The organism is Sediminibacillus halophilus (genome assembly GCF_900103695.1).
Lineage (GTDB): Bacteria > Bacillota > Bacilli > Bacillales > Amphibacillaceae > Sediminibacillus > Sediminibacillus halophilus.
This window is the reverse complement of sequence record NZ_FNHF01000005.1, coordinates 73,559-94,935: the sequence shown is the minus strand read 5'-3', so window position 1 is coordinate 94,935 and position 21,377 is coordinate 73,559. Positions and strand designations below refer to the sequence as shown.

15 protein-coding genes and 1 tRNA gene are annotated in these 21,377 nt (G+C 45.2%); 12 read left to right on the top strand and 4 right to left on the bottom strand.

All coding sequences use genetic code 11. From position 1 onward, the window contains the following. Window positions 1-24: 24 nt before the first annotated feature. Window positions 25-531, bottom strand: coding sequence for a DNA topology modulation protein (locus BLR82_RS15865; protein WP_074600459.1), 507 nt, complete (start codon window positions 529-531; stop codon window positions 25-27). Window positions 532-766: 235 nt separating this feature from the next. Next, a complete protein-coding gene (gene dat / locus BLR82_RS15860; RefSeq protein ID WP_074600458.1) occupies window positions 767-1,636 on the bottom strand; it encodes a D-amino-acid transaminase in 870 nt (289 codons plus the stop codon). A gap of 339 nt (window positions 1,637-1,975) precedes the next feature. Between dat and BLR82_RS15855 the strand changes: the two genes are divergently transcribed. The 8 genes from BLR82_RS15855 (at window position 1,976) to odhB (ending at window position 14,199) form a co-directional block, all read left to right on the top strand. After that, window positions 1,976-2,049 (top strand) — tRNA-Gly (locus tag BLR82_RS15855). Between the two features lie 162 nt (window positions 2,050-2,211). Further along, the gene (locus tag BLR82_RS15850) at window positions 2,212-3,927 is read left to right on the top strand and encodes an ABC-ATPase domain-containing protein (RefSeq protein WP_074600457.1); all 1,716 of its coding nucleotides are present in this window, start codon (window positions 2,212-2,214) and stop codon (window positions 3,925-3,927) included. Window positions 3,928-4,094: 167 nt separating this feature from the next. Next, window positions 4,095-5,243 (top strand): tRNA epoxyqueuosine(34) reductase QueG, encoded by a 1,149-nt coding sequence (gene queG, locus BLR82_RS15845; RefSeq protein ID WP_074600456.1) that lies wholly within the window; start codon window positions 4,095-4,097, stop codon window positions 5,241-5,243. A gap of 152 nt (window positions 5,244-5,395) precedes the next feature. Next, entirely contained in the window at window positions 5,396-6,259 is an 864-nt protein-coding gene (locus BLR82_RS15840) for an amidase domain-containing protein (protein WP_083334902.1), read from the top strand. Between the two features lie 94 nt (window positions 6,260-6,353). Then, on the top strand, window positions 6,354-6,827 hold the full coding sequence (trmL, locus tag BLR82_RS15835; protein ID WP_074600455.1) for a tRNA (uridine(34)/cytosine(34)/5-carboxymethylaminomethyluridine(34)-2'-O)-methyltransferase TrmL: 474 nt from the start codon (window positions 6,354-6,356) through the stop codon (window positions 6,825-6,827). A gap of 901 nt (window positions 6,828-7,728) precedes the next feature. Then, window positions 7,729-9,627 carry a PrkA family serine protein kinase gene (locus BLR82_RS15830; RefSeq protein WP_074600454.1) on the top strand — a complete coding sequence of 633 codons (1,899 nt, stop codon included), beginning with the start codon at window positions 7,729-7,731 and terminating at the stop codon, window positions 9,625-9,627. 440 nt (window positions 9,628-10,067) lie between these two features. Further along, window positions 10,068-12,929 (top strand): 2-oxoglutarate dehydrogenase E1 component, encoded by a 2,862-nt coding sequence (locus BLR82_RS15825; RefSeq protein ID WP_074600453.1) that lies wholly within the window; start codon window positions 10,068-10,070, stop codon window positions 12,927-12,929. Next, window positions 12,916-14,199 carry a 2-oxoglutarate dehydrogenase complex dihydrolipoyllysine-residue succinyltransferase gene (gene odhB / locus BLR82_RS15820; protein ID WP_074600452.1) on the top strand — a complete coding sequence of 428 codons (1,284 nt, stop codon included), beginning with the start codon at window positions 12,916-12,918 and terminating at the stop codon, window positions 14,197-14,199. The genes BLR82_RS15825 and odhB overlap by 14 nt, the downstream gene beginning before the upstream one ends. Before the next feature lie 161 nt (window positions 14,200-14,360). On the opposite strand, the gene BLR82_RS21510 is transcribed toward odhB, so the two are convergent. Together BLR82_RS21510 and BLR82_RS21505 are read right to left on the bottom strand one after the other, a co-directional pair. Beyond that, entirely contained in the window at window positions 14,361-15,398 is a 1,038-nt protein-coding gene (locus BLR82_RS21510) for an ABC transporter substrate-binding protein (protein WP_074600451.1), read from the bottom strand. 8 nt (window positions 15,399-15,406) lie between these two features. Beyond that, window positions 15,407-16,093: an SgrR family transcriptional regulator gene (locus tag BLR82_RS21505; RefSeq protein ID WP_074600450.1), complete on the bottom strand. Its 687-nt coding sequence runs from the start codon at window positions 16,091-16,093 to the stop codon at window positions 15,407-15,409. Between the two features lie 92 nt (window positions 16,094-16,185). Here BLR82_RS21505 and BLR82_RS15805 point away from each other — a divergent pair, with 92 nt between their 5' ends. The 4 genes from BLR82_RS15805 to BLR82_RS15790 all read left to right on the top strand — a co-directional run bounded on the left by BLR82_RS15805 (window position 16,186) and on the right by BLR82_RS15790 (window position 21,303). Further along, window positions 16,186-17,448: an MDR family MFS transporter gene (locus BLR82_RS15805; protein ID WP_074600449.1), complete on the top strand. Its 1,263-nt coding sequence runs from the start codon at window positions 16,186-16,188 to the stop codon at window positions 17,446-17,448. Window positions 17,449-17,599: 151 nt separating this feature from the next. Continuing rightward, window positions 17,600-19,102 carry a spore germination protein gene (locus tag BLR82_RS15800; protein WP_074600448.1) on the top strand — a complete coding sequence of 501 codons (1,503 nt, stop codon included), beginning with the start codon at window positions 17,600-17,602 and terminating at the stop codon, window positions 19,100-19,102. Continuing rightward, on the top strand, window positions 19,083-20,195 hold the full coding sequence (locus BLR82_RS15795; RefSeq protein ID WP_074600447.1) for a GerAB/ArcD/ProY family transporter: 1,113 nt from the start codon (window positions 19,083-19,085) through the stop codon (window positions 20,193-20,195). Before BLR82_RS15800 ends, BLR82_RS15795 begins: the two co-directional genes overlap by 20 nt. Further along, the gene (locus BLR82_RS15790) at window positions 20,182-21,303 is read left to right on the top strand and encodes a Ger(x)C family spore germination protein (protein WP_074600446.1); all 1,122 of its coding nucleotides are present in this window, start codon (window positions 20,182-20,184) and stop codon (window positions 21,301-21,303) included. Before BLR82_RS15795 ends, BLR82_RS15790 begins: the two co-directional genes overlap by 14 nt. The last annotated feature ends 74 nt before the right edge of the window (window positions 21,304-21,377 follow it).

The following is a 21,377-nucleotide window of genomic DNA, read 5'->3' as shown; positions in this document are numbered from 1 at the left end:
CCGTAACTATGTAAAGTCAGGCGATCAAGCTTTTAGCTGGTTGAGCAGTTTTTTGGTGTGCTTGGGTGTTTTTAAATGATAGATGGTTATATCGTTGGTGTTTCTCAGCTTGTCTTTGATGGCTGGGGCCTTTCTTTTTTTGAATCTGGCAACCCATAGAAAAAATTCGAGGTCAAGTTTTTCCCGGCATTCAACTCCCATGTCGGGACGGGTTTTCCCTTGGTATTGAATCCTTCGTTTGACGATGCCGTACAAGCATCTCAAGGTGGAATAATCGAGAAAAATCACGGTGTCTGCTGCCTGCAGCCGTAATTCCATGGTGGATCCGTAGTTCCCGTCAATGATCCATGCTTCCTGTTGAATGATTTCCTGCTGCAGTTTTTGCAGTTCTTTTTTACTGATTGGCTGCCATCCTGGCTTCCAAAAGTAAGCATCCAAGTGGTAGACGGGCAAGTGGAGAATCTCGCCCAATTGTCTGGCCAAAGTTGATTTTCCGGCTCCGCCGCTGCCGATAATGGCGATTTTTTTCAAGGATTAATCCCTCCCGATAACCATAGTTTTAAAGATTAGATGTGGATGTTTGTGGGTTCGATGATGAAGAAAAACTGCAAAAATGAATGGGAAATTTTGTTTTGTTTTTCTGGTGACAGATTTTTAATCATACCATTATTTTTAGAAAAATCAATAACTTTTTAGAGGAAAGCTAAATCATGGATCGTTGAGGAGGAAAACCAAAAAAAGCTGCCTGAATCAGGCAGCTTTTACGTTATTTTGCTTTTGTGAATATGGATGCAGTCAGACCGGCGTCTTCTTCATACGCCCTTTGCAGTCTTTTCGTAACAGGCCCGGGTTCTCCCGATTGAACTTTAGTTCCGTTGATTTCCACGATCGGCATGACTTCGGCTGTGCTGCTCGAAAGGAATACTTCGTCTGCTTGTTGCAGGTCATCAATGGAGAATGCTTTTTCGATGAAAGAGATACCCAGTTGTCGAGCGATTACCTTTACTCTGGAACGGACACAACCGTGCAGAATGTTGTTCGTTTCCGGGTGGGTTTGGATTTTTCCATCCTTCACGATGTAAGCGTTGGAGGAACTGCATTCTGTGACCGTATCATCACGATGAAGGATTGCTTCAAATGCCCCTCGCTCTTTTGCTTCCTGCTTAGCAAGCACATTCGGAAGCAGGTTCAGACTTTTGATGTAACAGTTTTGCCAGCGCACATCGGGCTGGGTAATCGCGGCTACACCATTGGTCAATCTTTGGATCGGACGTGGCAATTCTTGGGCATAGGCATAAAAGTTGGCCTCGACATTTGGAAAGACATGGTCGCGCAATGCCGAACCCCGGGTCGCCTGAAGGTAGACTTTTGCATCTCCTTGTACCTGGTTAACTTTCAGCAGATCATCAAGTAATTGAAAAAGCTTTTCCTTCGTAAATGGCAACGTCAGTTTGACTGCCTCTGCCGATCGGAAAAGCCGATCGACATGTTCGTTCATTAAATAATAATTTCCCTGATAGACACGGATAACCTCATATATACCATCCCCGAACTGAAGTCCGCGTTCTTGGAAAGGATACATTAATTCGTCTTCGTTCACAAAATTTGTTTGGGACAAAACTTGCGAATAAATCATGGAAGGAATCCTCCTTTTGCAAAGTTAACAGTTATAAAAAAGTATAGCATAGAATAACCTTGTATTATATGATGGAATGGCTGTCGAGATTGTCTGCCATAACCGTTTTTCATGGCGTCCATATCACGATATTTACCGGTTACCAACATAGTTTCAAAGAAGCAGTGAATTTTTTCGACAAAAAATGATATATACCTATTGCAACACCTGAGACGGGTTGTTATAATGATAAACATCACTTCAAGGAAATGAACTTTCCAAGTGGCGAATGGTGCTTTGTCGGAACTTAAGCCCCTAAGTGAAGCGAATTTAAATAAAAGGGTCAATGATTACTTATACGCGGGTGTAGTTTAGTGGTAAAACCTCAGCCTTCCAAGCTGATGATGAGGGTTCGATTCCCTTCACCCGCTCCAATGGACTTATGAGCTAACGCAGTGTTTCGTTTTTTAAGCAACGAGGCATTGCGTTTTTAATTTGGTTAAAATTAACTGGATGTCTCGGAAGATGCTCGCTTGATAGGAAGACATGGAAGATTGTATCCTAGAATTAGTCAGTGTTTAAAAGAGGTGTCAGATATGAAAGAACTGCAAAGAAAGTTGCAGCAAATCGATGGAAAAAGTTATAAAGGGTATAAAGGGATTCAAGGACGTTATTCCTTTCATCGTTATGAGCTTGTCATCGACTATGTACAAGGAGATCCGTTTGCTTCTCCTTCGAAGATTCGCTTGATTGTGCCGGATGCTTATCGAAGGATCAATCCAGACTGGAAGGAGAATCGCCAGCGGAAAATATATAGCGAAGATCGAATTGCAAGGGCAGTTGCCAAGGCAATCAAGCATAATACAATGCACAGTAAAGGCTCAGGGAAAAGCGGTCTTATCGCTATCGACAGTCCTGGCCAGGAAATTCTGGAACGCAGTTCTGTTCAGCTTGATCCAGGTTTTACCACAATCTGCTTATCAATCGGACTTCCTGCAAACGGCAGGAGGATTAACGGCAGAGAGGCTGAGAAGCTGTTTTTTGAAGTAATCCCGGCGATTATGGAGAAATCGATTTTTTCCATTTCGGATGAGGAGATCGAAGCAAGTGTTCAGTTAGCCGATCAACATCAGGCAATCAGGAAAATGATGAAGGAAAATGGCTGGATTTCTTTTATCGCAGATGGGGCAATCCTTCCCCGGCAGAGTGGAATCAGCAATCGACCGATGAAGCAGGCAGTCCCATTTGAAAGTACGGTCGAGAACAGGGTATCGATTGAGGTGCCTCATCGGAAAGAGCCGCTTACAGGAATGGCTCTCTCTAAAGGGATTGTCCTGATTGTCGGTGGTGGATACCATGGGAAAAGCACCCTGCTTCATGCAATTGAACGCGGAGTTTACCATCATATCAAAGGCGACGGGCGTGAATATGTGTTGACCGACCCGACTGCGGTGAAAGTACGTGCCGAAGACGGGCGGGAAGTAAGCACGGTCGATATATCGCCTTTTATCAACGATCTTCCTCACCTGGAGGATACAAGTCGTTTTTCCACGGAGAATGCCAGCGGAAGTACTTCACAGGCTGCCAATGTGGTGGAAGCACTGGAGGCGGGAGCTGGTTCTGTTCTTATTGATGAGGATACAAGCGCGACCAATTTTATGATCCGAGATCAGCGGATGCAGGAGCTGGTCGTGAAAGAAAAGGAACCAATAACGCCGTTTATTGATAAAATACGGCAAATGCGTGATCAGCTCGATGTGTCGACAATTCTTGTGATGGGCGGCTCGGGTGATTATTTTGATGCTGCAGATCAAGTGATCATGATGGACCGTTATCAGCCTTATAATGTTACGGATAGAGCCCGTGAAATTGCTGAAAAGTATCCTTTTAACCGCCAGCATCAGGATAGTGAACCATTTGGCAGTCTTCCGAACCGGCGCTTTTTGCCTGGGAGCTTACAAACTAGCCAAGGAAAGAAGCATAAAGTCCAGGCAAAAGGACTGACGACGATTATCATGGGACGGACTGATATAAATCTCCACTATGTCGAGCAATTAGTCGATGCTTCGCAAACGAGAATGATAGCCGAAATCATTCGCCATCTGGATCAGAAAAAGTGGCTGGCAAACGACCGTTCACTGACAGAATTGCTGGATGCAATCGAAGCACAAATCGACCAAAAGGGACTTGCATCCTTTGCACCGTTTCCGGACCAGCATCCCGGCGACCTGGCCAGACCACGCCGGTTCGAAATAGCAGCCACCCTGAACCGCATACGCACCGCCAAAGTAAAAGACATCAGCAACAGCTAAGCTGGGGTCAGTCCCCAAGACGACAGGGGGACAGTCCCTGTTCTGTTTTGGGGTCAGTCCCCACAATGGATCGAATGCCAGCGTGGCGGGGTTTGGGCTGTTTGGGGTCAGTCCCCCGACGAGTCGGGGGACTGACCCCTTCATTAAAAGGAAAGGAGGGGTTATGGATGGCCTACGAGGAGTTGAAGCAGGAGATTATAGACTACAGCAAGTCCATTGGCATTGATAAGGTTGGATTTGCTTCCGTGGACGTATTTACCGAGTTGAAGTCACGGTTGGAGCGGCAGCAGGATCTTGGCTATCAATCGGGCTTTGAGAAAGGTTCGGTCGAGGAACGGACAAATCCTGTTAAGCTGATGCCGGAAGCGCAGTCGATTATTTCAATTGCCCTTGCCTATCCCTCCAGACTGAAGGATGCCCCGAAGAGCAAGAAAGGGGAGCGGCGTGGTCTGTTCTGCCGTGCGTCCTGGGGAAAAGATTATCATGATATTTTACGCGATAAATTGGAGAAGCTGGCTGCGTTCCTTTCGGAGAAGGTTTACGGTTTTAACTATCGTTCGATGGTCGATACCGGAGAGCTGTCAGATCGTGCTGTTGCAGAACGGGCCGGCATAGGGTTCAGCGGAAAAAATACCACCCTGATTACTCCGGAGTTCGGTTCGTATGTTTATTTAGGAGAGATGATCACCAATGTACCATTCACACCGGATGAGCCAGTCGAAGACAGCTGCGGGGAATGTACCAAATGCATCGATGCTTGTCCGACAGGAGCATTGGTCCAAGGCGGGCAATTGAATGCCCAGAAGTGTATCGCCTTTTTGACGCAGACAAAAGACTTCTTGCCGGATGAATACAGGGGCAAACTGGGCAACCGGATTTATGGCTGTGATACGTGTCAGCTTGTCTGTCCAAAAAATCGAAAGAAGGACTTTCACTTGCATCCGGAAATGGAACCAGATCCTGAGGTTGTCAAACCCAAGCTTGTGCCGCTGCTTTCCATGTCCAACCGGGAATTCAAAGAAAAATTCGGCGATATTGCCGGTTCGTGGCGCGGGAAAAAACCGATTCAACGCAATGCGATTATCGCTCTCGGTCATTATAAGGAAGAAAGTGCCGTAGAAGAGCTAATCCGGTTGATGAAAAAAGATCCACGCCCAGTTATCCGCGGAACTGCAGCCTGGTCATTAGGGAAAATTGGAACAGAAGAGGCATTCGAAGCTATCGAGGCAGCCAAACAAATCGAAACAGATGAACAAGTGCAGTTTGAAATGGATAAAGGACTCGAGTTCAAAGAAACGGCCAGACAGCATGCTTGATGGGCAAAGACATACTGTTCTTGTCTGGTATGTGCTCCGTTTACAAAGAGATATAATGATACCGTTCCCGCTTATCCAACTGGATGGAGCGGGCTTTTTTTGTTCAGAGAATGTGTTTTCCCTCATATAAGTTAATTAGGAGGGATACGCGCATGGATGACAAACAACTATTGACGGCGTATTGGCAGCATCTTCTGGAGCAGAGAAAAGATGGCGAGCCGGATAATTGGATTGCACGGAAAAAGCGCCTGCATGAGGAACGTGGAAACAAAGTGCCGAGAATCAGAGGGGAAGGAAAACTACTGCGGAAGATTCAGGAGCAAAAGGGTCAGTGCAGAATTGAGTATGATTTACTGGCCGTATTCTTTATCAAACAAGGGAATTCTTTTTATCATGAAGAAGAGCAGCGCCGCCATACTGCAATCATCCAGGCGGGGCGAGTAGCAAGTGATGAGCTGGTTCTTCCTCCCGAGACGGCAAAACAACTTCCGGCCATCGAAGTATTCGGCAAAGAGGAGGCGCGTTCGCAACGCTTCGATTATGATAGACGGGCTGCAGTCCAATATGCAGAGCGCTGGTGGAACGATTATAACCCCGAATTTCGAAAATTTGCCGTGGATTGTACCAGCTATGTGTCCCAATGTCTCTATGCCGGCGGGGCGCCGATGTGGGGAATGCCCGACAAAGGGCGCGGCTGGTGGTATCAGGCGAACAGCTGGAGTTACAGCTGGGCTGTTGCCCATTCTTTGCGCTGGTATTTGAGTGGGTCGACACAAGGGTTAAAAGGAAAAGAAGTGGAAAGGGCGAGTGATTTACTTCCTGGTGATGTGATTTGTTATGATTTTCAAGGGGATGGGCGGTGGGATCATAATACGATCGTAGTGTCAAAGGACACAAACGGCGAGCCGCTTGTCAACGCCCATACCGACAACAGCCGGCATCGCTATTGGGAATACCGGGACTCGATGGCCTGGACGGAAGATTGTCAGTATAAATTTTTCCGGATCGGTGAATGACGTTTGAAGGATTGCAGCAGTGCCCACAGTGTGCACGTAACTCCTGATGATTGTGATATAATAAGCGGGTTACTAACTATTTGGGGTGAAAAAAGTGGCAATACACGTAGTTTTATTTCAGCCAGAAATCCCCGCCAATACGGGGAATATTTCACGTACCTGCCTGGCTACTGGTACGACACTTCATCTGATCAGACCGCTTGGTTTTTCCACCGATGACAGGATGGTACGCAGAGCAGGTTTGGATTATTGGAAGGATGTCACCATCCATTATTATGATTCCTTGGATGAACTGTACCAAATGTATCCGGACGGGAATTTTTACTATATTGAAAACTTCGGCACCAAGCATTATACCGACTTTGACTTCAATCAGCCGGATGAAGATTTGTTTTTCGTGTTTGGCAGGGAAACGAATGGTATTCCGAAAGAGCTGCTTGAGGGGAAAGAGGATAAATGTTTACGAATCCACATGAATGATATGGTCCGCTCCCTGAATTTATCCAATACCGCGGCAATCATCATATATGAAGCACTGAGGCAACAGGGATTCCCAGGTTTGCATTAAAGCAATATAAACGTAAAAAACCAGCCGGACAGACGGCTGGTTTTTGTATTAATCATCCATTTACATTTCCGTGAACAACGCGTATAAGAAGTTTCCGCTAAGCATAACGGTTCCGTTTCCGCAGAGAAGTGGTCCCCTGATAACCGAGTTGTTCGCTTCATTGTCTACATTCTGAGCTAAAGAATTGTTTTTATACAACGGTTGTCATAATCGGTAAAAGAAAAAGAAGAAGTAATGGTAAGTCGCCTTAGCCCTATTTACGTATTTCATTGTCCCTTAGCACTCGATTTTATTTTCCTATTATGGATATCTCGCCCAACCAGACAATAAAAAACAGAACGATTGGTTATCAAAACCAAAGCGTTCTGTTTCGTATTATTATTCCGCCATAAAGGATCCCATTCACTTTTCGAAGGGACTTACATTTATTCTTGGTCTCTTTCTATTGACTGAATATTTTAGCAAACACAAGCTAAGCAGGAAATACCTTATCGTTTTGGCGTTTGTTTTGAATCTTTTCCGGCTGTGAAAATGGAAGTAAGGAATACAATGGTTACACCCAAAATCAATGCAATATTCATACTCATGGAAGGCATCCTCCTTTATGTTCTGTGCCCCATCAGGCAGTAATTGTTTATGTAGCGTATCTTACCTCTATTATAACGAATTATGAGAAGCTTGTGAACTCCAAACCGGCAGGTCCCTTCCGCGCTTCTGAAAACAGAGGATTTCCTTATCCTCAGGTTACCTGTTGCTATCATTCATGTTCACAAGGGTGGTTACATAGATTAAAGTAACCATCTTTTCTTATGGGCACCAAAAAGGGAACAGGAGCAGTGGAAACCTGCACTGAATATACTGCTGGGTAGTTTTTGCTAATTTCTTCAGGGAGGGCGTAGAGATGGATATATTGAAAAAAATCCAGGATCATAGAGAAGATCAGAAAAAGTTGAAATGGGAAGGGACCTTCGCGGACTATCTGGATCTGTTAAAGGAACGGCCTTATTTAGCTCAATCTGCCCACTCAAGGGTCTATAACATGATTAAGCATAAGGGAGTCACAGAGCGTGAAGACGGGGTAAAGACATACAGTTTTTTTTCCGATGCGCTTTACGGATTGGATGAAGCGCTGGAACGTCTGGTAGAGGAATATTTTCATCCAGCGGCAAGAAGACTCGATGTAAAAAAGCGGATTTTGCTTTTGATGGGACCAGTAAGTGGAGGTAAATCGACACTGGTTGCCCTGTTGAAGCGGGGGTTGGAGGAGTACACCTTGACCGATGAAGGAGCTGTTTATGCAATCAAGGGCTGTCCAATGCATGAGGACCCATTGCATTTGATTCCCCCGCATTTACGATCGGATTTTGAAGAACAATATGGCGTGAAAATTGAAGGGAGCTTGTCTCCGCTGAATACCATGCGCCTTGAAAAGGAATACGATGGGCGAATAGAAGATGTCATGGTGGAACGGATTTTCTTTTCTGAAGATAAACGAACAGGTATAGGCACTTTTAGTCCTTCCGACCCAAAATCCCAGGACATAGCAGATTTAACCGGGTCGATAGATTTTTCCACCATTGCTGAGTACGGCTCAGAGTCCGATCCGCGCGCATACCGGTTTGATGGGGAACTCAACAAGGCCAACCGCGGGATCATGGAGTTTCAGGAAATGTTGAAATGTGATGAGAAGTTCCTATGGCACTTACTCTCTCTCACCCAGGAAGGAAATTTCAAGGCGGGCAGATTCGCCCTTATTTCTGCCGATGAACTAATTGTGGCTCACACTAACGAATCCGAATACCGATCATTTATTGCCAATAAAAAGAACGAGGCGCTTCATTCCAGGATGATTGTCATGCCGGTTCCATACAATTTACGGTTGAGTGAAGAAGAACGGATTTATGAAAAAATGATCAAGGAAAGCGACATAAAAGATGTCCATATTGCACCGCATACACTACGGGTTGCAGCAATGTTCACGGTCTTAAGCAGATTGAAAGAGTCCAATCGCGGCAGCATCAGTCTGCTCAAAAAAATGTATCTGTATGACGGGCAAAATGTGGAAGGCTATAGTGATGCCGATGTACTTGAAATGAAGAAAGAATATGCAGATGAAGGAATGAGCGGGATTGACCCGCGTTATGTCATCAACCGGATATCCTCGACGATTATCAAGAAGGAAATGACCTCGATCAATGCACTTGATGTCTTGCGGTCATTGAAGGACGGACTCGACAGCCATGCGTCCATTTCTAAAGACGACAAGGAAAGATATTTGAATTTTATTTCGATCGCCAGAAAAGAATACGATGAAATTGCCAAAAAAGAAGTGCAGAAGGCATTCGTTTATTCGTATGAAGAGTCGGCGCGGACATTGATGGAAAACTATCTTGATAATGTCGAAGCCTACTGTAACAAAACAAAACTGCATGATCCGCTGACAGGGGAAGAAATGCATCCAGATGAGAAACTGATGCGTTCGATCGAGGAACAGATCGGTATTTCTGAAAATGCCAAAAAAGCGTTTCGGGAAGAGATTTTGATCCGGATTTCTGCCTATGCCCGTAAAGGGAAAAAATTCAATTATCAATCACATGAACGTTTGCGGGAAGCAATTCAGAAAAAACTATTTGCCGATTTAAAAGACGTTGTCAAAATTACGACATCGAGCAAGACACCGGATGAACAACAGCTCAAGAAGATCAATGAAGTGGTTGCCACACTGATCGATGAGTACGGCTACAATTCTACTTCGGCGAATGAACTGCTGCGCTATGTCGGCAGCTTGTTGAATCGATGATGGTTCCATGATTTTTTAATAGAAGGCTAAAGCTTGCAGGTAAACCTTTTCCAGGTTTTCTGCAAGCTTTTTTGAAAGGTAACAAAATATAGTTGAATCAGGACGTTGTCGGGTGCATTTTGTTACATCACTGCCTTTAGTCCTCTTGTACTGTTTCGTCAATTCGTTTGGCATCGCCGAACAAGTTCTCGTGACACCCGTTGATTTTCCATAACGCTCTCCTTATAGCCTTGGTTCCGCAATAACGGTGCCAAGGCTGTTTACATATAATTATTTTATATTTCGATTATTTTGATAGATGGTGTCGGTAGGTTATTGTTTCCTTGTATAAAATAGGGTATATTAGTTGATGTAGAAAGAGGTCAGTTCTATAATGGTCATTGAATGTTCAGTGACGTTTAATTGATGGAGAAAGTGAACTTCTAATGGGGGTATAAGTCGTGACACAGCAAGAATCTAGTGGAAGATTCTGGGAAAATTTTCATGGTCCAAACATGGGGTACATTGAAGAACAGTACGAATTGTACAAACAAGACCCCTCGACAATCGATGCATCTCTGAAAGAAATGTTCGATCAGCACGGGGCACCTGAATGGTTGACACAAACAGGGGGATTGCAGCAAACCGATTCAGCGACAACTTCAGCCAGTGATATTAAGAAACTAACCTCGACAATGAAACTTGTGGAGGCTATTCGCCGTTATGGACATCTAGAAGCGGACATATATCCTGTCGGAAAAGAGAAGGATCGCAACTCGGAGTTAGTCAATCCGGCTTATTATAATTTGACGAACGAAGATTTGGAAGCGATTCCTGCGAATTGGATTTGGGAAGAAGCTCCCGGTAATGTGACCAATGCACTTGAAGTGGTCAACTTGTTGAAAAAGAATTATGCGGGTACTACTTCTTTTGAATATGATCATGTGAATAATGACGACGAGCGGAAATGGCTCCAGGATAAAATTGATACCGGCGCCTTTGCTTTGTCATTGAGTCAAGAGGAAAAAAGGCAGCTATTGAAACGGCTGACAGATGTAGAAGGATATGAAAGTTTTCTTGCCAAGACCTTTGTCGGTCAGAAACGGTTTTCCATCGAAGGCTTGGAAATGATGGTTCCGATGCTGGATAAAGCGGTTAATAACTCCTTCATGGATGAGACTGAGGAAATACTGATGGGGATGGCTCATAGGGGTCGTTTAAGTGTTTTGACCCACGTGCTTGGCAAGCCATATGACAAGATATTTTCTGAATTTCATTATTCATCGGATAAAGAATTGATGCCGTCAGCTGGTTCTAAAGGAATCAATTATGGCTGGACAGGTGATGTGAAGTATCATTTTGGGGCAGTGAAAAGCTTGGGAGAAGACAAGGTATCTCCTACTAAGATCACTTTGGCTCACAATCCTTCGCATCTCGAATTTGTAAATCCAGTTGTGGAAGGCTTTACACGGGCCGCTCAGGAGGATGTGGATCAGGCAGGCGCACCTGCTCAAAGTCAGGATCGTGCTTTCAGCATTTTGATACATGGCGATGCTGCATTCATCGGGGAAGGCGTCGTAGCCGAAACCTTGAACATGAGCGATTTGCCTGGTTACCGGACAGGCGGCACTCTGCATTTGATCGCCAATAATCTAGTCGGTTTCACTACCGGTCAGGATCAAGGCAGATCAACCAGATATGCGAGTGACTTGGCGAAAGGATTTGAAATTCCGATCGTTCATGTCAATGCGGATGACCCGGAGGCGTGTGTGTCCGCTATGGCGCTGGCATATGAATATCGGCAGACTTTCCATAAGGATTTTCTAATTGATTTAGTCGGCTATCGTCGCTATGGTCATAATGAAATGGATGAACCACGGGCTACACAGCCGCAGCTATACAAAGAAATCGATAAACATGACTCGGTTGCTGTCGTTTATGCAAAACGCCTTCAAGAAGAAGGGGTTATCGGCGATGACGATTACGAGAAGTTAAAGAAAGAACGGGAACAGGAGCTTAAAGACATTTTCGATAATATGATGGAAAATGAAACGGACGAACCAGAGCCGAAGCCTGCCCCAGAGGCGTTGTCCAACGGCCTCGACGGAATCAGAACGGCTGTCCCGCTTGAGCAGTTGAAGCAGCTGAATGAAGGTCTCCTCAAACGACCTGAAGGATTCCAAGGGTTTAAGAAACTGGAAAAAATCCTTAAAAAACGTGGAGAAGCGTTGGAGGAAGGAAACAAGGCGGATTGGGCAACGGCTGAAACGCTTGCTTATGCTTCGATTTTGCAAGATGGTGTCTCCATACGTCTGACTGGTCAGGATTCCGAACGAGGAACTTTTGCCCATCGCCATTTGGTGCTGCATGATGTGGAAACCGGGGATACCTACTGCCCTATGCATGGATTGGATCAGGCGAAAGCTTCATTTGCCATTCATAACAGTCCGTTATCGGAAGCGGGAGTGCTAGGGTTTGAGTACGGATACAGCGTTCAGTCGCCGAACACCCTGGTACTTTGGGAAGCGCAATTCGGTGATTTCGCCAACGCTGGCCAAGTGATTTTTGACCAATTTATTGCCGCAGGCCGAGCCAAGTGGGGAGAGAAATCAAACATGGTATTGTTGCTCCCGCATGGCTACGAAGGTCAGGGACCGGAACACTCCAGTGCCAGACTTGAACGTTTCTTGCAGCTTGCTGCTGAAAACAACTGGATTGTCGCCAATGTAACTACCAGCGCCCAATATTTCCATTTGTTACGCCGCCAGGCAGCATTGAGAGGGAAGGACGCTGCCCGTCCGCTTGTGGTGATGACGCCGAAGAGTTTGTTACGTAATCAACGTGTAGCTTCTACGGCCGAAGAGTTCAGTGAGCAGAACTTTGAGAAAGTGATCACACAACCAGGCTTGCCGAAGACGACGAAAAAAGCGAAAAGACTGGTCATCGGCAGTGGGAAAGTGATGGTGGATATCGCTGAAACAATGAGCCAGAATGAAGATAAAGTAAAGGATACGCATGTTATCCGTTTGGAACAAATCTATCCATTCCCGGCAAAAGAATTGGAAAAGGTTCTGAAGGATTGTCCAAATGTCGAAGAAGTAATTTGGGTTCAGGAAGAGCCTAGAAATATGGGCAGCTGGAACTTTGTCAAAGAGCTTTTATACAATCTTCTGGATGAACATCAACAGTTGCGTTATGTCGGTCGTCCTGATCGGTCATCACCAGCGGTTGGAGAGCCAAACATACACAAAACAGAACAAAAACGAATCGTGCAGGAAGCCTTAAAGCTGTCTAAAGGAGGAGATTCCAGTGAAGGAAATTAAAGTCCCGGAATTAGCAGAATCAATTACAGAAGGTACTATCGCCGAATGGCTCGTAAAGCAAGGTGACAAAGTAGAGAAGGGCGATCCGGTATTGGAACTGGAAACCGACAAAGTCAACGTCGAAGTTAATGCTGACTATGCAGGTGTCATCGTTGAACTCACAAAAGAAGAGGGCGACGACGTCGAAGTCGGCGACGTCATCGCCAAAGTGGACGAAAATGGGGAAGCTGGCGGTGCTGGGGATAACAGTCAGGATGAATCTGCAAAAGAGGAGACTCCTGTGGAAGATAGCAAACAGGATTCAGCCTCAGAAGAAAAGCCAGCTGCTTCTAGTCAAAAGGAAGAACAGACTTCCTCTAGCAGCAAAGACACAGTTGCTTCACCAGCTGCCAGGAAGCGTGCCCGTGAATTAGGCATTGATCTTAGCGATGTTTACCCACGGGACCCGTTGGGCCGTATTCGTCCGGAAGATGTAGACCAGGCGGCAAAAGGCGGTCAAAAGCAAGCGGAAGCGCCAAAACAAGACAAGCAGCAGGCAGCGAAATCTTCCGAGAAAACGGAATTCGACAAGCCGGTAGAGCAGGTGAAAATGAGCCGCCGCCGTCAGACGATTGCAAACCGTTTAGTGGAAGCGCAGCATAACGCAGCCATGCTGACAACGTTTAATGAAGTGGATATGACCGCAATCATGAAACTGCGCAGCGAGCGGAAGGACAAATTCCTGGAAAAACACGATGTCAAGCTTGGTTTTATGTCATTCTTTACAAAAGCTGTTGTCGGCGCATTAAAGGAATTCCCGCTGATTAATGCGGAAATTCAAGGTAACGAACTTGTCTTGAAAAAATTCTATGATATAGGTATCGCGGTATCGACCGATGACGGACTCGTAGTTCCGGTTGTCCGTGACGCTGATCGTCTCGATTTTGCTGGTGTGGAACGGGAAATCGCCCATCTTGGCAAGAAAGCACGGGATAAACAGTTGCAAATGGCCGATCTGCAAGGTGGATCGTTCACGATTACAAACGGCGGTATTTTCGGATCACTGTTATCGACGCCAATTTTAAATGCGCCACAAGTTGGTATTCTCGGAATGCATTCCATCCAGAAACGGCCGATTGTCATGCCGGATGATTCGATCGAAGTACGTCCGATGATGTATGTGGCCATGTCTTATGATCATAGAATCGTAGACGGAAAAGATGCCGTGCAGTTCCTGGTACGGATCAAACAAATGCTTGAAGATCCATACGATTTATTGTTGGAAGGATAAGAGCAGCCGCGGATTTGAAAGGTTCGGTTGTACAAAAAACGCTCAGAAGTTAACAACTCCTGAGCGTTTTTTCTATTCATTCAGACGAAGTGTTTACCTTACCGCAACAGTGAATATTCCAACGAGGGTAAGCATATTGATCAGACTCCCTCAGTCGTCTGTTATTTCACCCACAACTTTCGGAAGTCCACTTGGCCAAATGATTTAAAGCGGATATCCTGGATCATTGGATGAAAGATTCTGTTTTTAACAGGGTGATGTTGAAAAAGGATCAGATGGTTGTCCTTCAAGTAATCTTCCATCACATCAATGATTTTTTCCCTTTCCTGATTGGTTGTAGACTGTTTGAATGCTTCCAGCCAGTTGTCGATTTTCGCGAGCTGGTCTGCTGTCATGAAGCGTCTGAACAAAAGGACCTCATTGTAAAAAGCGCCCAAAAAGGATAAATGATAGTCTGATGTCGAAACTTCCCCCATGAATACCATATCTGCCGTGTCATCGAAAGTGAAAGAGTAAAAGTCTTCGAAACTGAAGCTGTTCAACTCCAGCCTAATGCCGTGTTGGGAAGCTTGGCGCTGAAACCATGCGGCTTCTTCTTTTGCTTTCGGAAACTCGAGGCAATACAGCTGCAATGGTTCCCCCTGATAACCGGATAACTCCAGTAATCCTGGTACCTGTTCTTTATCTCTGCTGCGTTGTCCTGATTTCCATGGAAAGAAGCTGGTGGCTTCCACCGGTATTTCCAGCCCCAAATCCTCGTGCATTTTATACGGGTCAAGCAAGTGAAACAACGCTGTCCTGAAATGTGGATTTTGTACAGCTGTTTGTTTGGTGAAATTGAAAGCGAGAAAGCGAAATCCGGTTTCCACTTCTTTTTTCTGAATGCCCTCCTCGAATGCTTCGTCAACGCTTATGTTATAGGTGACGGTTTTTACTGTATCCATCGGTATTTTCCAAAACTCAATCCGGTCTAAAAAAGGTCGCTCGAGGAAGTATTGGTCAAAGGCTTCCAAAACGATCCGCTTCTTGCTGCGTTCCTTTAAGCGAAACGGCCCGGTGCCGATCCATTGGTGTTCATCAAAAGGTACATCCTTGGGCAGGATGGATAGATTGATACTGCTCAAATAGCGAAGAAAAAAGGGATTAGGTCTGTTTAGCCTGATAGTGATTTGATATCTATTTGGACAGTTGATTTCCAAAATATCGCTTACAAGCCAGTAAAACGGTGTGCCGGGTTAAACCGATTCAATGTATGTTTGACATCGAGGCTTGTGAAAGCGCCCTGATGATGGAAACGTACCCCTTTTCGCAAGTAAAAAGTCCACGTGGTATTGTTTTCATCTACCTGCCAATGGTGGGCGAGACGGGGGCGGATTTCGTCTCTTTTTCTGCTATACGTGACGAGCGTATCCCCTAGTTGCTGGATCATATGATTTTCCACGGTTATCGAACTGTAAACGGGATCAAGCGTACTAAGATCCCGAGAGATAATTGTGCGCAGAACGTCTTTCTCCTGCTTCGACTCCTGCATACCGAACATCTTTTGCAGCTGTGGTGAGATAGTTGCGACCCATGCCTTAGGGATAGGAAGCTGCAATAAGTGGACAAGATCATCAAGCTTATCTTGCCGCATGGACTCCTGAACAAACTGTTCAATCTCTTTTTGAAACGAATCACGGAAGGTTAAACGGGAAGGATTTCCTCTGCCGAGTCCTGGTGTATACGTCAATTTGTCTTCTTCCTGGAACTTCTTCAGCTTTCGTTTGACGTTTTTTCTCGTACAAAACCAAAGTGTTTCCAGTTCCTCGAATTTAAAAGTCACCTGTTTATTTTGCTCTTTACCGTATAAATGGGCTCGCAGTGTATAATACGATAAATCCTTGATAAGCTTCACCTCCTGGAAAAGGGGACATTAATAGATTGATTATACCCTTTTTACCCCTTTTAAGAAAAGGCAAAATAGAAAGCAGAAGGAGGGGGGGCCACATGTTCAAGTCACTTCACCCAAATATTCGCGTTCGTATTTATACTTCTTTTCTCAGCCGAATCATCGGTTCCATGATTTTTCCGTTTATGGCAATTTATTTTACCGATAAAATCAATGCGGCAGCTGCAGGGATTTTGTTGTTGATCAATGTGATTGTTCAGTTTTTAGCTGGTTTGTACGGAGGTTTTCTTGCAGACATGCTCGGCAGAAAACGGTTGATGGTTATGGGAGAGACGATGAAACTGTTTGCTTTCACCGGGATGTTACTGGTCAACGCTCCTTGGGGAACATCGGCGATTGCGACTTTTGCCATGATGCTTGTCATTAGTGTTGCAACCGGATTTATCAACCCGGCTGCCGAAGCAATGCTGATCGATGTCAGTACAAAAGAAACGAGAGCATTCATGTATTCGATCAACTACTGGGCTGTCAACCTTTCGTTGATGCTCGGGCTAATGATAGGAGGATGGTTGTTTAAAACGCATTTCTTCGAATTGTTGATTGGTCTGGTGGGGATGAGCGTCATCACGCTGTGGATGACCAGTGTCTTAATCAAGGAAACGTTGCAATCAGAAAAGACCGCGGCTCAAAAACAGTACGGGTTGCTTCCGTTGCTGCGGAGCTATCAGACCGTCATCAAAGATTTACCATTCGTATTGTTCACGCTTGGCGGGATTGCGATTTTGTCGTTGGAATTCCAGCGCAACAACTTTATCGCCGTCAGGCTGGAACAGGATATTGTTCCTAGGGCATTTACCTGGATCGAAGGACACGAGGTGTTGGTCGACGGTGTTAGATTGCTTAGCCTGCTGACGGTGGTCAATACGGTTATGATTGTCCTGTTTACAGCGGTGATTTCCAAGTGGATTAAGAATAAACCGGAACAGCCGATTATGTATGCTGGTTTTGTCCTGTTTGGATGTGGCTATGCATTCATGGCATTTTCCAACCATATTCCAGGTTTATTCCTGGCTGTTGTGGTGCTTTCCATCGGTGAATTACTGTACGTGCCGACCAGGCAGTCAATGCTCGCTGATATTGTTGATGACAGTAAACGCGGAGCTTATATGGCATTTAACGGGTTTGTCTTCCAAGTCGGAAAAATGTTCGGTGCACTGGGCATTATCGTCGGGGAAGCAATCGGCGGAATGAGCATGGCTGTATTATATATTTTATTCATTCTGTTTGGAATAGCATTCACTCGTGTCGCCATCCTCAAAAAAACCGTGACCGTTCCAGAAGGAAGCCGCTTGCATTCCTAAATCAGGGGACCGTCCCCCAGCACGCTGCAGTGATAGCGCGACGCAGTGTTATTTGGATGGGGGACTGTCCCCACCACTTTGGTTTTGAGTAATATTGGCATGTCTGGTACATACTATCTGTATATTTTCTGGGTAGTGGGGGTGGCTGGATATGAAACCTTTCAAGTCCTTGAGGCAAAAACCAAAAGAACAAAAACAGAAAACTGAACGAAATACGACTTCTTTACAGGAGAATATTACGTATTTTGTGGAAGCGTTCCACCGTTCCGATGATTTAAAGCTTCGGATTTTGGAAGAAGGCAGGGCTGTACTCTTTTATCTGGAATCACTGGCCGATCAGGCAAAAATCCAGAATGAATTTTTTAAGCCATACATGAAAATGGACGACCAGGAAGTCATGAAGTTTTCCAGTGGCAAAAAAGTACATGACCGTAAAGAGATCATTAAACTCCTTTTAAAAGGACATAGCGCTTTTGCCATCGATGGAAGCGCAGACATGCTTCTCTTCAATACTACCTCCGCATTTAACCGCAGCGTGGAAGAGCCGGACAATGAAAAAGTGGTCCGCGGTTCTCATGAAGGGTTTATTGACAATTTAATGATCAACATCAATCTGATTCGCAAACGGATCGAGAATGAAAACCTTGTAGTCACGTTTGAGAAGCTGGGAAAACTGACAAATACAAAAGTTGCTCTTGTATACTTGGATGGGGTCGCAAATCCTCAGCTTGTAGATAAGGTGAAAACAAGGTTGAAGGATATTTCCGTTGATTTCATTATCAGCCCAGGATTTATCGAAGAATTTATCGAGGATCACGCTTATTCACCCTTTCCCCAGATGATCAATACCGAACGTCCTGATAAAACAGTGGCCAATTTGATGGAAGGAAGAGTCGCAGTCTTATCGGAGGGGAGTTCGACCTGTCTGATGGCACCGGCAACTTTTTTTGCCTTTTACCAGTCTCCGGATGACTATAATTCTCGTTGGTTTACCGGTACGTTCATTCGTTTAATCCGCTTGTTCAGCTTTATCATTGCTATCGGGCTGCCGGCCTTTTATATTTCGATAGTTGGGTTTCATTTTGAAGTGATTCCCAAGGATTTGGTCATCCCGGTAAAAAGTTCCATCAATGAAATTGCTTATCCGCCTATTATCGAAGCATTGGTGATGGTCATCATCATCGAACTGATTAGGGAAGCCGGAATCAGGCTGCCAACCCCAGTCGGCCAGACCATCGGTATTGTAGGCGGTTTGGTCATCGGGGATGCCATAGTCCGTGCGGGGCTTGTTTCCAATTTTATGATCATTGTCGTTGCTTTGACGGCGATTGCTTCGTTCGTCGTCCCCTCCAATGAGATGAGCACAACTTTACGGCTGTTGACCTTTCCGCTGATTATCTTATCGGCGACACTCGGATTTGTCGGAATTGTCTTCGGCATGCTGCTATTGTTGATCCATTTAAGCAGAATGGAATCATTCGGAACACCTTATTTTGCGCCGCTCGCCCCCTTGCATGTAAAAGATTTAAAGGATACTTTTATTCGTCTTCCATTATTTAAAATGAATACACGGCCGAAAAATGCAAAACCAATCAAGGGGAAAACACAGGCCACATCGAGGGAGTGGAGGCGGGATGGCAAGAACAGAAAATAAGAAAATTTCACGACGCCAGTTTTTTTTTATTATCATCCAAACCCAGATTGGGGTTGGAGTCTTGTCTCTTCCGTTTGATTTACATCAGGCGGCCAAACAGGACGGCTGGATATCATTCGTCCTAGCAGGATTGTGCATCCAATTGCTTATAGTGGCCATGTGGCTGACTGCGCGCCAGTTTCCAGATGACGATCTGATTTCCTTCTTGCCGAAGCTATTCGGAAATGCAATAGGCAAACTGCTGAGCAGTGCTTATTATTTATACTTCGTTTGTGTTTGTGTATTGATTCTCGTTTTATTCGGTAGAATGCTCCACTTATGGATTCTGCCGAACACTCCTTTTTGGGTGCTGGCGATCCTGCTCGCATTTACCTGTTTGTATCTGATATCGAGCGGACTGCTTGTCATGGCACGGATTTACACATTTGTATCTATATTGCTGGTGATTATTTTTTTATTGCTAGTGTCTGCTTTGCCTGACATTCAGCTGGTTTATTTGCTTCCGGTCGGCCAGACTCCTATTCCACAACTAGTCAAGGGGGCTCAAGCCGCTGTGTTGGCGATGCTTGGCTACATTTCCTTTTTCTATCTCTATCCGCATACGAAGGGGACGCCGGCAGAGCGGTTAAAAACGATGTCCTACGCAAACTTGTTCGTTATTCTGTTTTATTTATTTGTCGTGTTTGTCTCGTTCACTTACTTTAGTACTAGTGAAATCACCTTTGTGCCCCAGCCCGTGTTGTATTTATTGAAAGCCATTGAACTACATGTGATTAGCAGGGTCGACTTGTTTCTGTTATCCATGTGGATTGTTTCGGTTGCCACTTCGTTCTCCACGTATCTGTTCATGGCAAGCAAAGGATTGACTGACATGTTCCACTCCAAAAAACCATCCCGGTTTGCGGTGTTTTCTACTACCCTCATCGTAGTGGCTTCGTTGATTGTGGGGATCGATGAACAGCCAATCGACTCGTTCACCCAATTCGTCACACACGTATCGATGGTATTTTCGAATGTAATACCGTTGTTTCTTATGCTGTATACAGTCTCTATTTACCGGTTTATAAGGAGGAAGCGCCATGGCAAGGTTTAAGTTGCTCCCACTTGTCCTAAGCCTGCTATTGTTGACAGGCTGTTGGGATCAGCGCCAATTTAAAAACGTAAAACTGGTGTTGGCTGCAGGAGTTGATGCGGCGGATGAAGGAAAAGTGGAAAGTACAGTGGTAATCACCAATGTGCAAAGCTCTTCAGAAGGGCCTGGTGCGGAACAAACACAAATCGTTTCTGCGGCCGGTCATTCGCCACTGGATACAAGAACCCATATCGACCAAAAAATCTCCAAACGTTTTGATCAGTCCAAGCTTCATGTACTGCTGCTGGGTGAAGAACTTGCTAAGAAAGATATCTATGCTTATTTGGATATGTTTTACCGCGACCCAAAAAGCAACCTTCATGCACAGCTTGCTGTGGTAGGGGGAACAGTCAAAGACGCTCTTTCCCTAAGCGTATCCGGAGAGCCCCGGATCAGTGAATACATCACCGGCATGCTGACAGGAGAAAGAAGATCGACTCATATGCCCAACACAAATATCCAGTTGATTTGTTCGGAGTTGTTGGAGCCAGGCCAGGATTTTGTCCTACCCTACCTAACTGTAAATCAGGAAGAAAGCATCCTGGAATACCGTGGACTTGCGCTTTTTAGCGGCCAATCTTACAGCGGCAGTTACTTGCCTTCGGAAAAGGCGGTGCTCTTCCTCTTAATGAAAGGTATAAGGGGAGCAGATGCCCAGATGACCCGCAAAGTAGGGGGAGATGACCATCCAGATGTAAATGATTTTATTACAGTGGATGTCAAGGAAATTCACCGGAAATTGTCCTTCGATACCCATGGGAGCCTTCCTAAAGTCGAAATAAAGCTGAAAATGGAGGCTGATGTGCTGGAATATCCGCCCAACCATTTGCAAAGCGCAAAGAAAATCAAGGAATTGGAAAAGCAGATCGAAAAAGATCTTACAAAGGAAGCAAAGGAAATCCTAGGGCAATTACAGGAAGTGAATTCCGACGCGCTTGGCCTTGGACGGAGACTACAGGCGTATCACCCAAAGGCCTGGAAAAAACTTAATTGGAATGAAGTTTATGCCGATATCGAGATCAATCCTTCCATCACATTTGAGATTCAATCACACGGAATCACCAACTAAAGAGACCGTCCAATTATCAAAATCTTTAATCAAATAAACCTGTCTTGCATACTATAGAAATAATAAAACGAAGG

What these genes read in the sequence shown, in the direction of transcription:
- BLR82_RS15800 (WP_074600448.1), top strand. Translation starts at nt 17,600, where the DNA reads ATGAAACCTTTCAAGTCCTTGAGGCAAAAACCAAAAGAACAAAAACAG.
- BLR82_RS15850 (WP_074600457.1), top strand. Translation starts at nt 2,212, where the DNA reads ATGAAAGAACTGCAAAGAAAGTTGCAGCAAATCGATGGAAAAAGTTAT.
- BLR82_RS15790 (WP_074600446.1), top strand. Translation starts at nt 20,182, where the DNA reads ATGGCAAGGTTTAAGTTGCTCCCACTTGTCCTAAGCCTGCTATTGTTG.
- queG (WP_074600456.1), top strand. Translation starts at nt 4,095, where the DNA reads ATGGCCTACGAGGAGTTGAAGCAGGAGATTATAGACTACAGCAAGTCC.
- BLR82_RS15795 (WP_074600447.1), top strand. Translation starts at nt 19,083, where the DNA reads ATGGCAAGAACAGAAAATAAGAAAATTTCACGACGCCAGTTTTTTTTT.
- BLR82_RS15830 (WP_074600454.1), top strand. Translation starts at nt 7,729, where the DNA reads ATGGATATATTGAAAAAAATCCAGGATCATAGAGAAGATCAGAAAAAG.
- dat (WP_074600458.1), bottom strand. Translation starts at nt 1,636, where the DNA reads ATGATTTATTCGCAAGTTTTGTCCCAAACAAATTTTGTGAACGAAGAC.
- BLR82_RS15840 (WP_083334902.1), top strand. Translation starts at nt 5,396, where the DNA reads ATGGATGACAAACAACTATTGACGGCGTATTGGCAGCATCTTCTGGAG.
- BLR82_RS15805 (WP_074600449.1), top strand. Translation starts at nt 16,186, where the DNA reads ATGTTCAAGTCACTTCACCCAAATATTCGCGTTCGTATTTATACTTCT.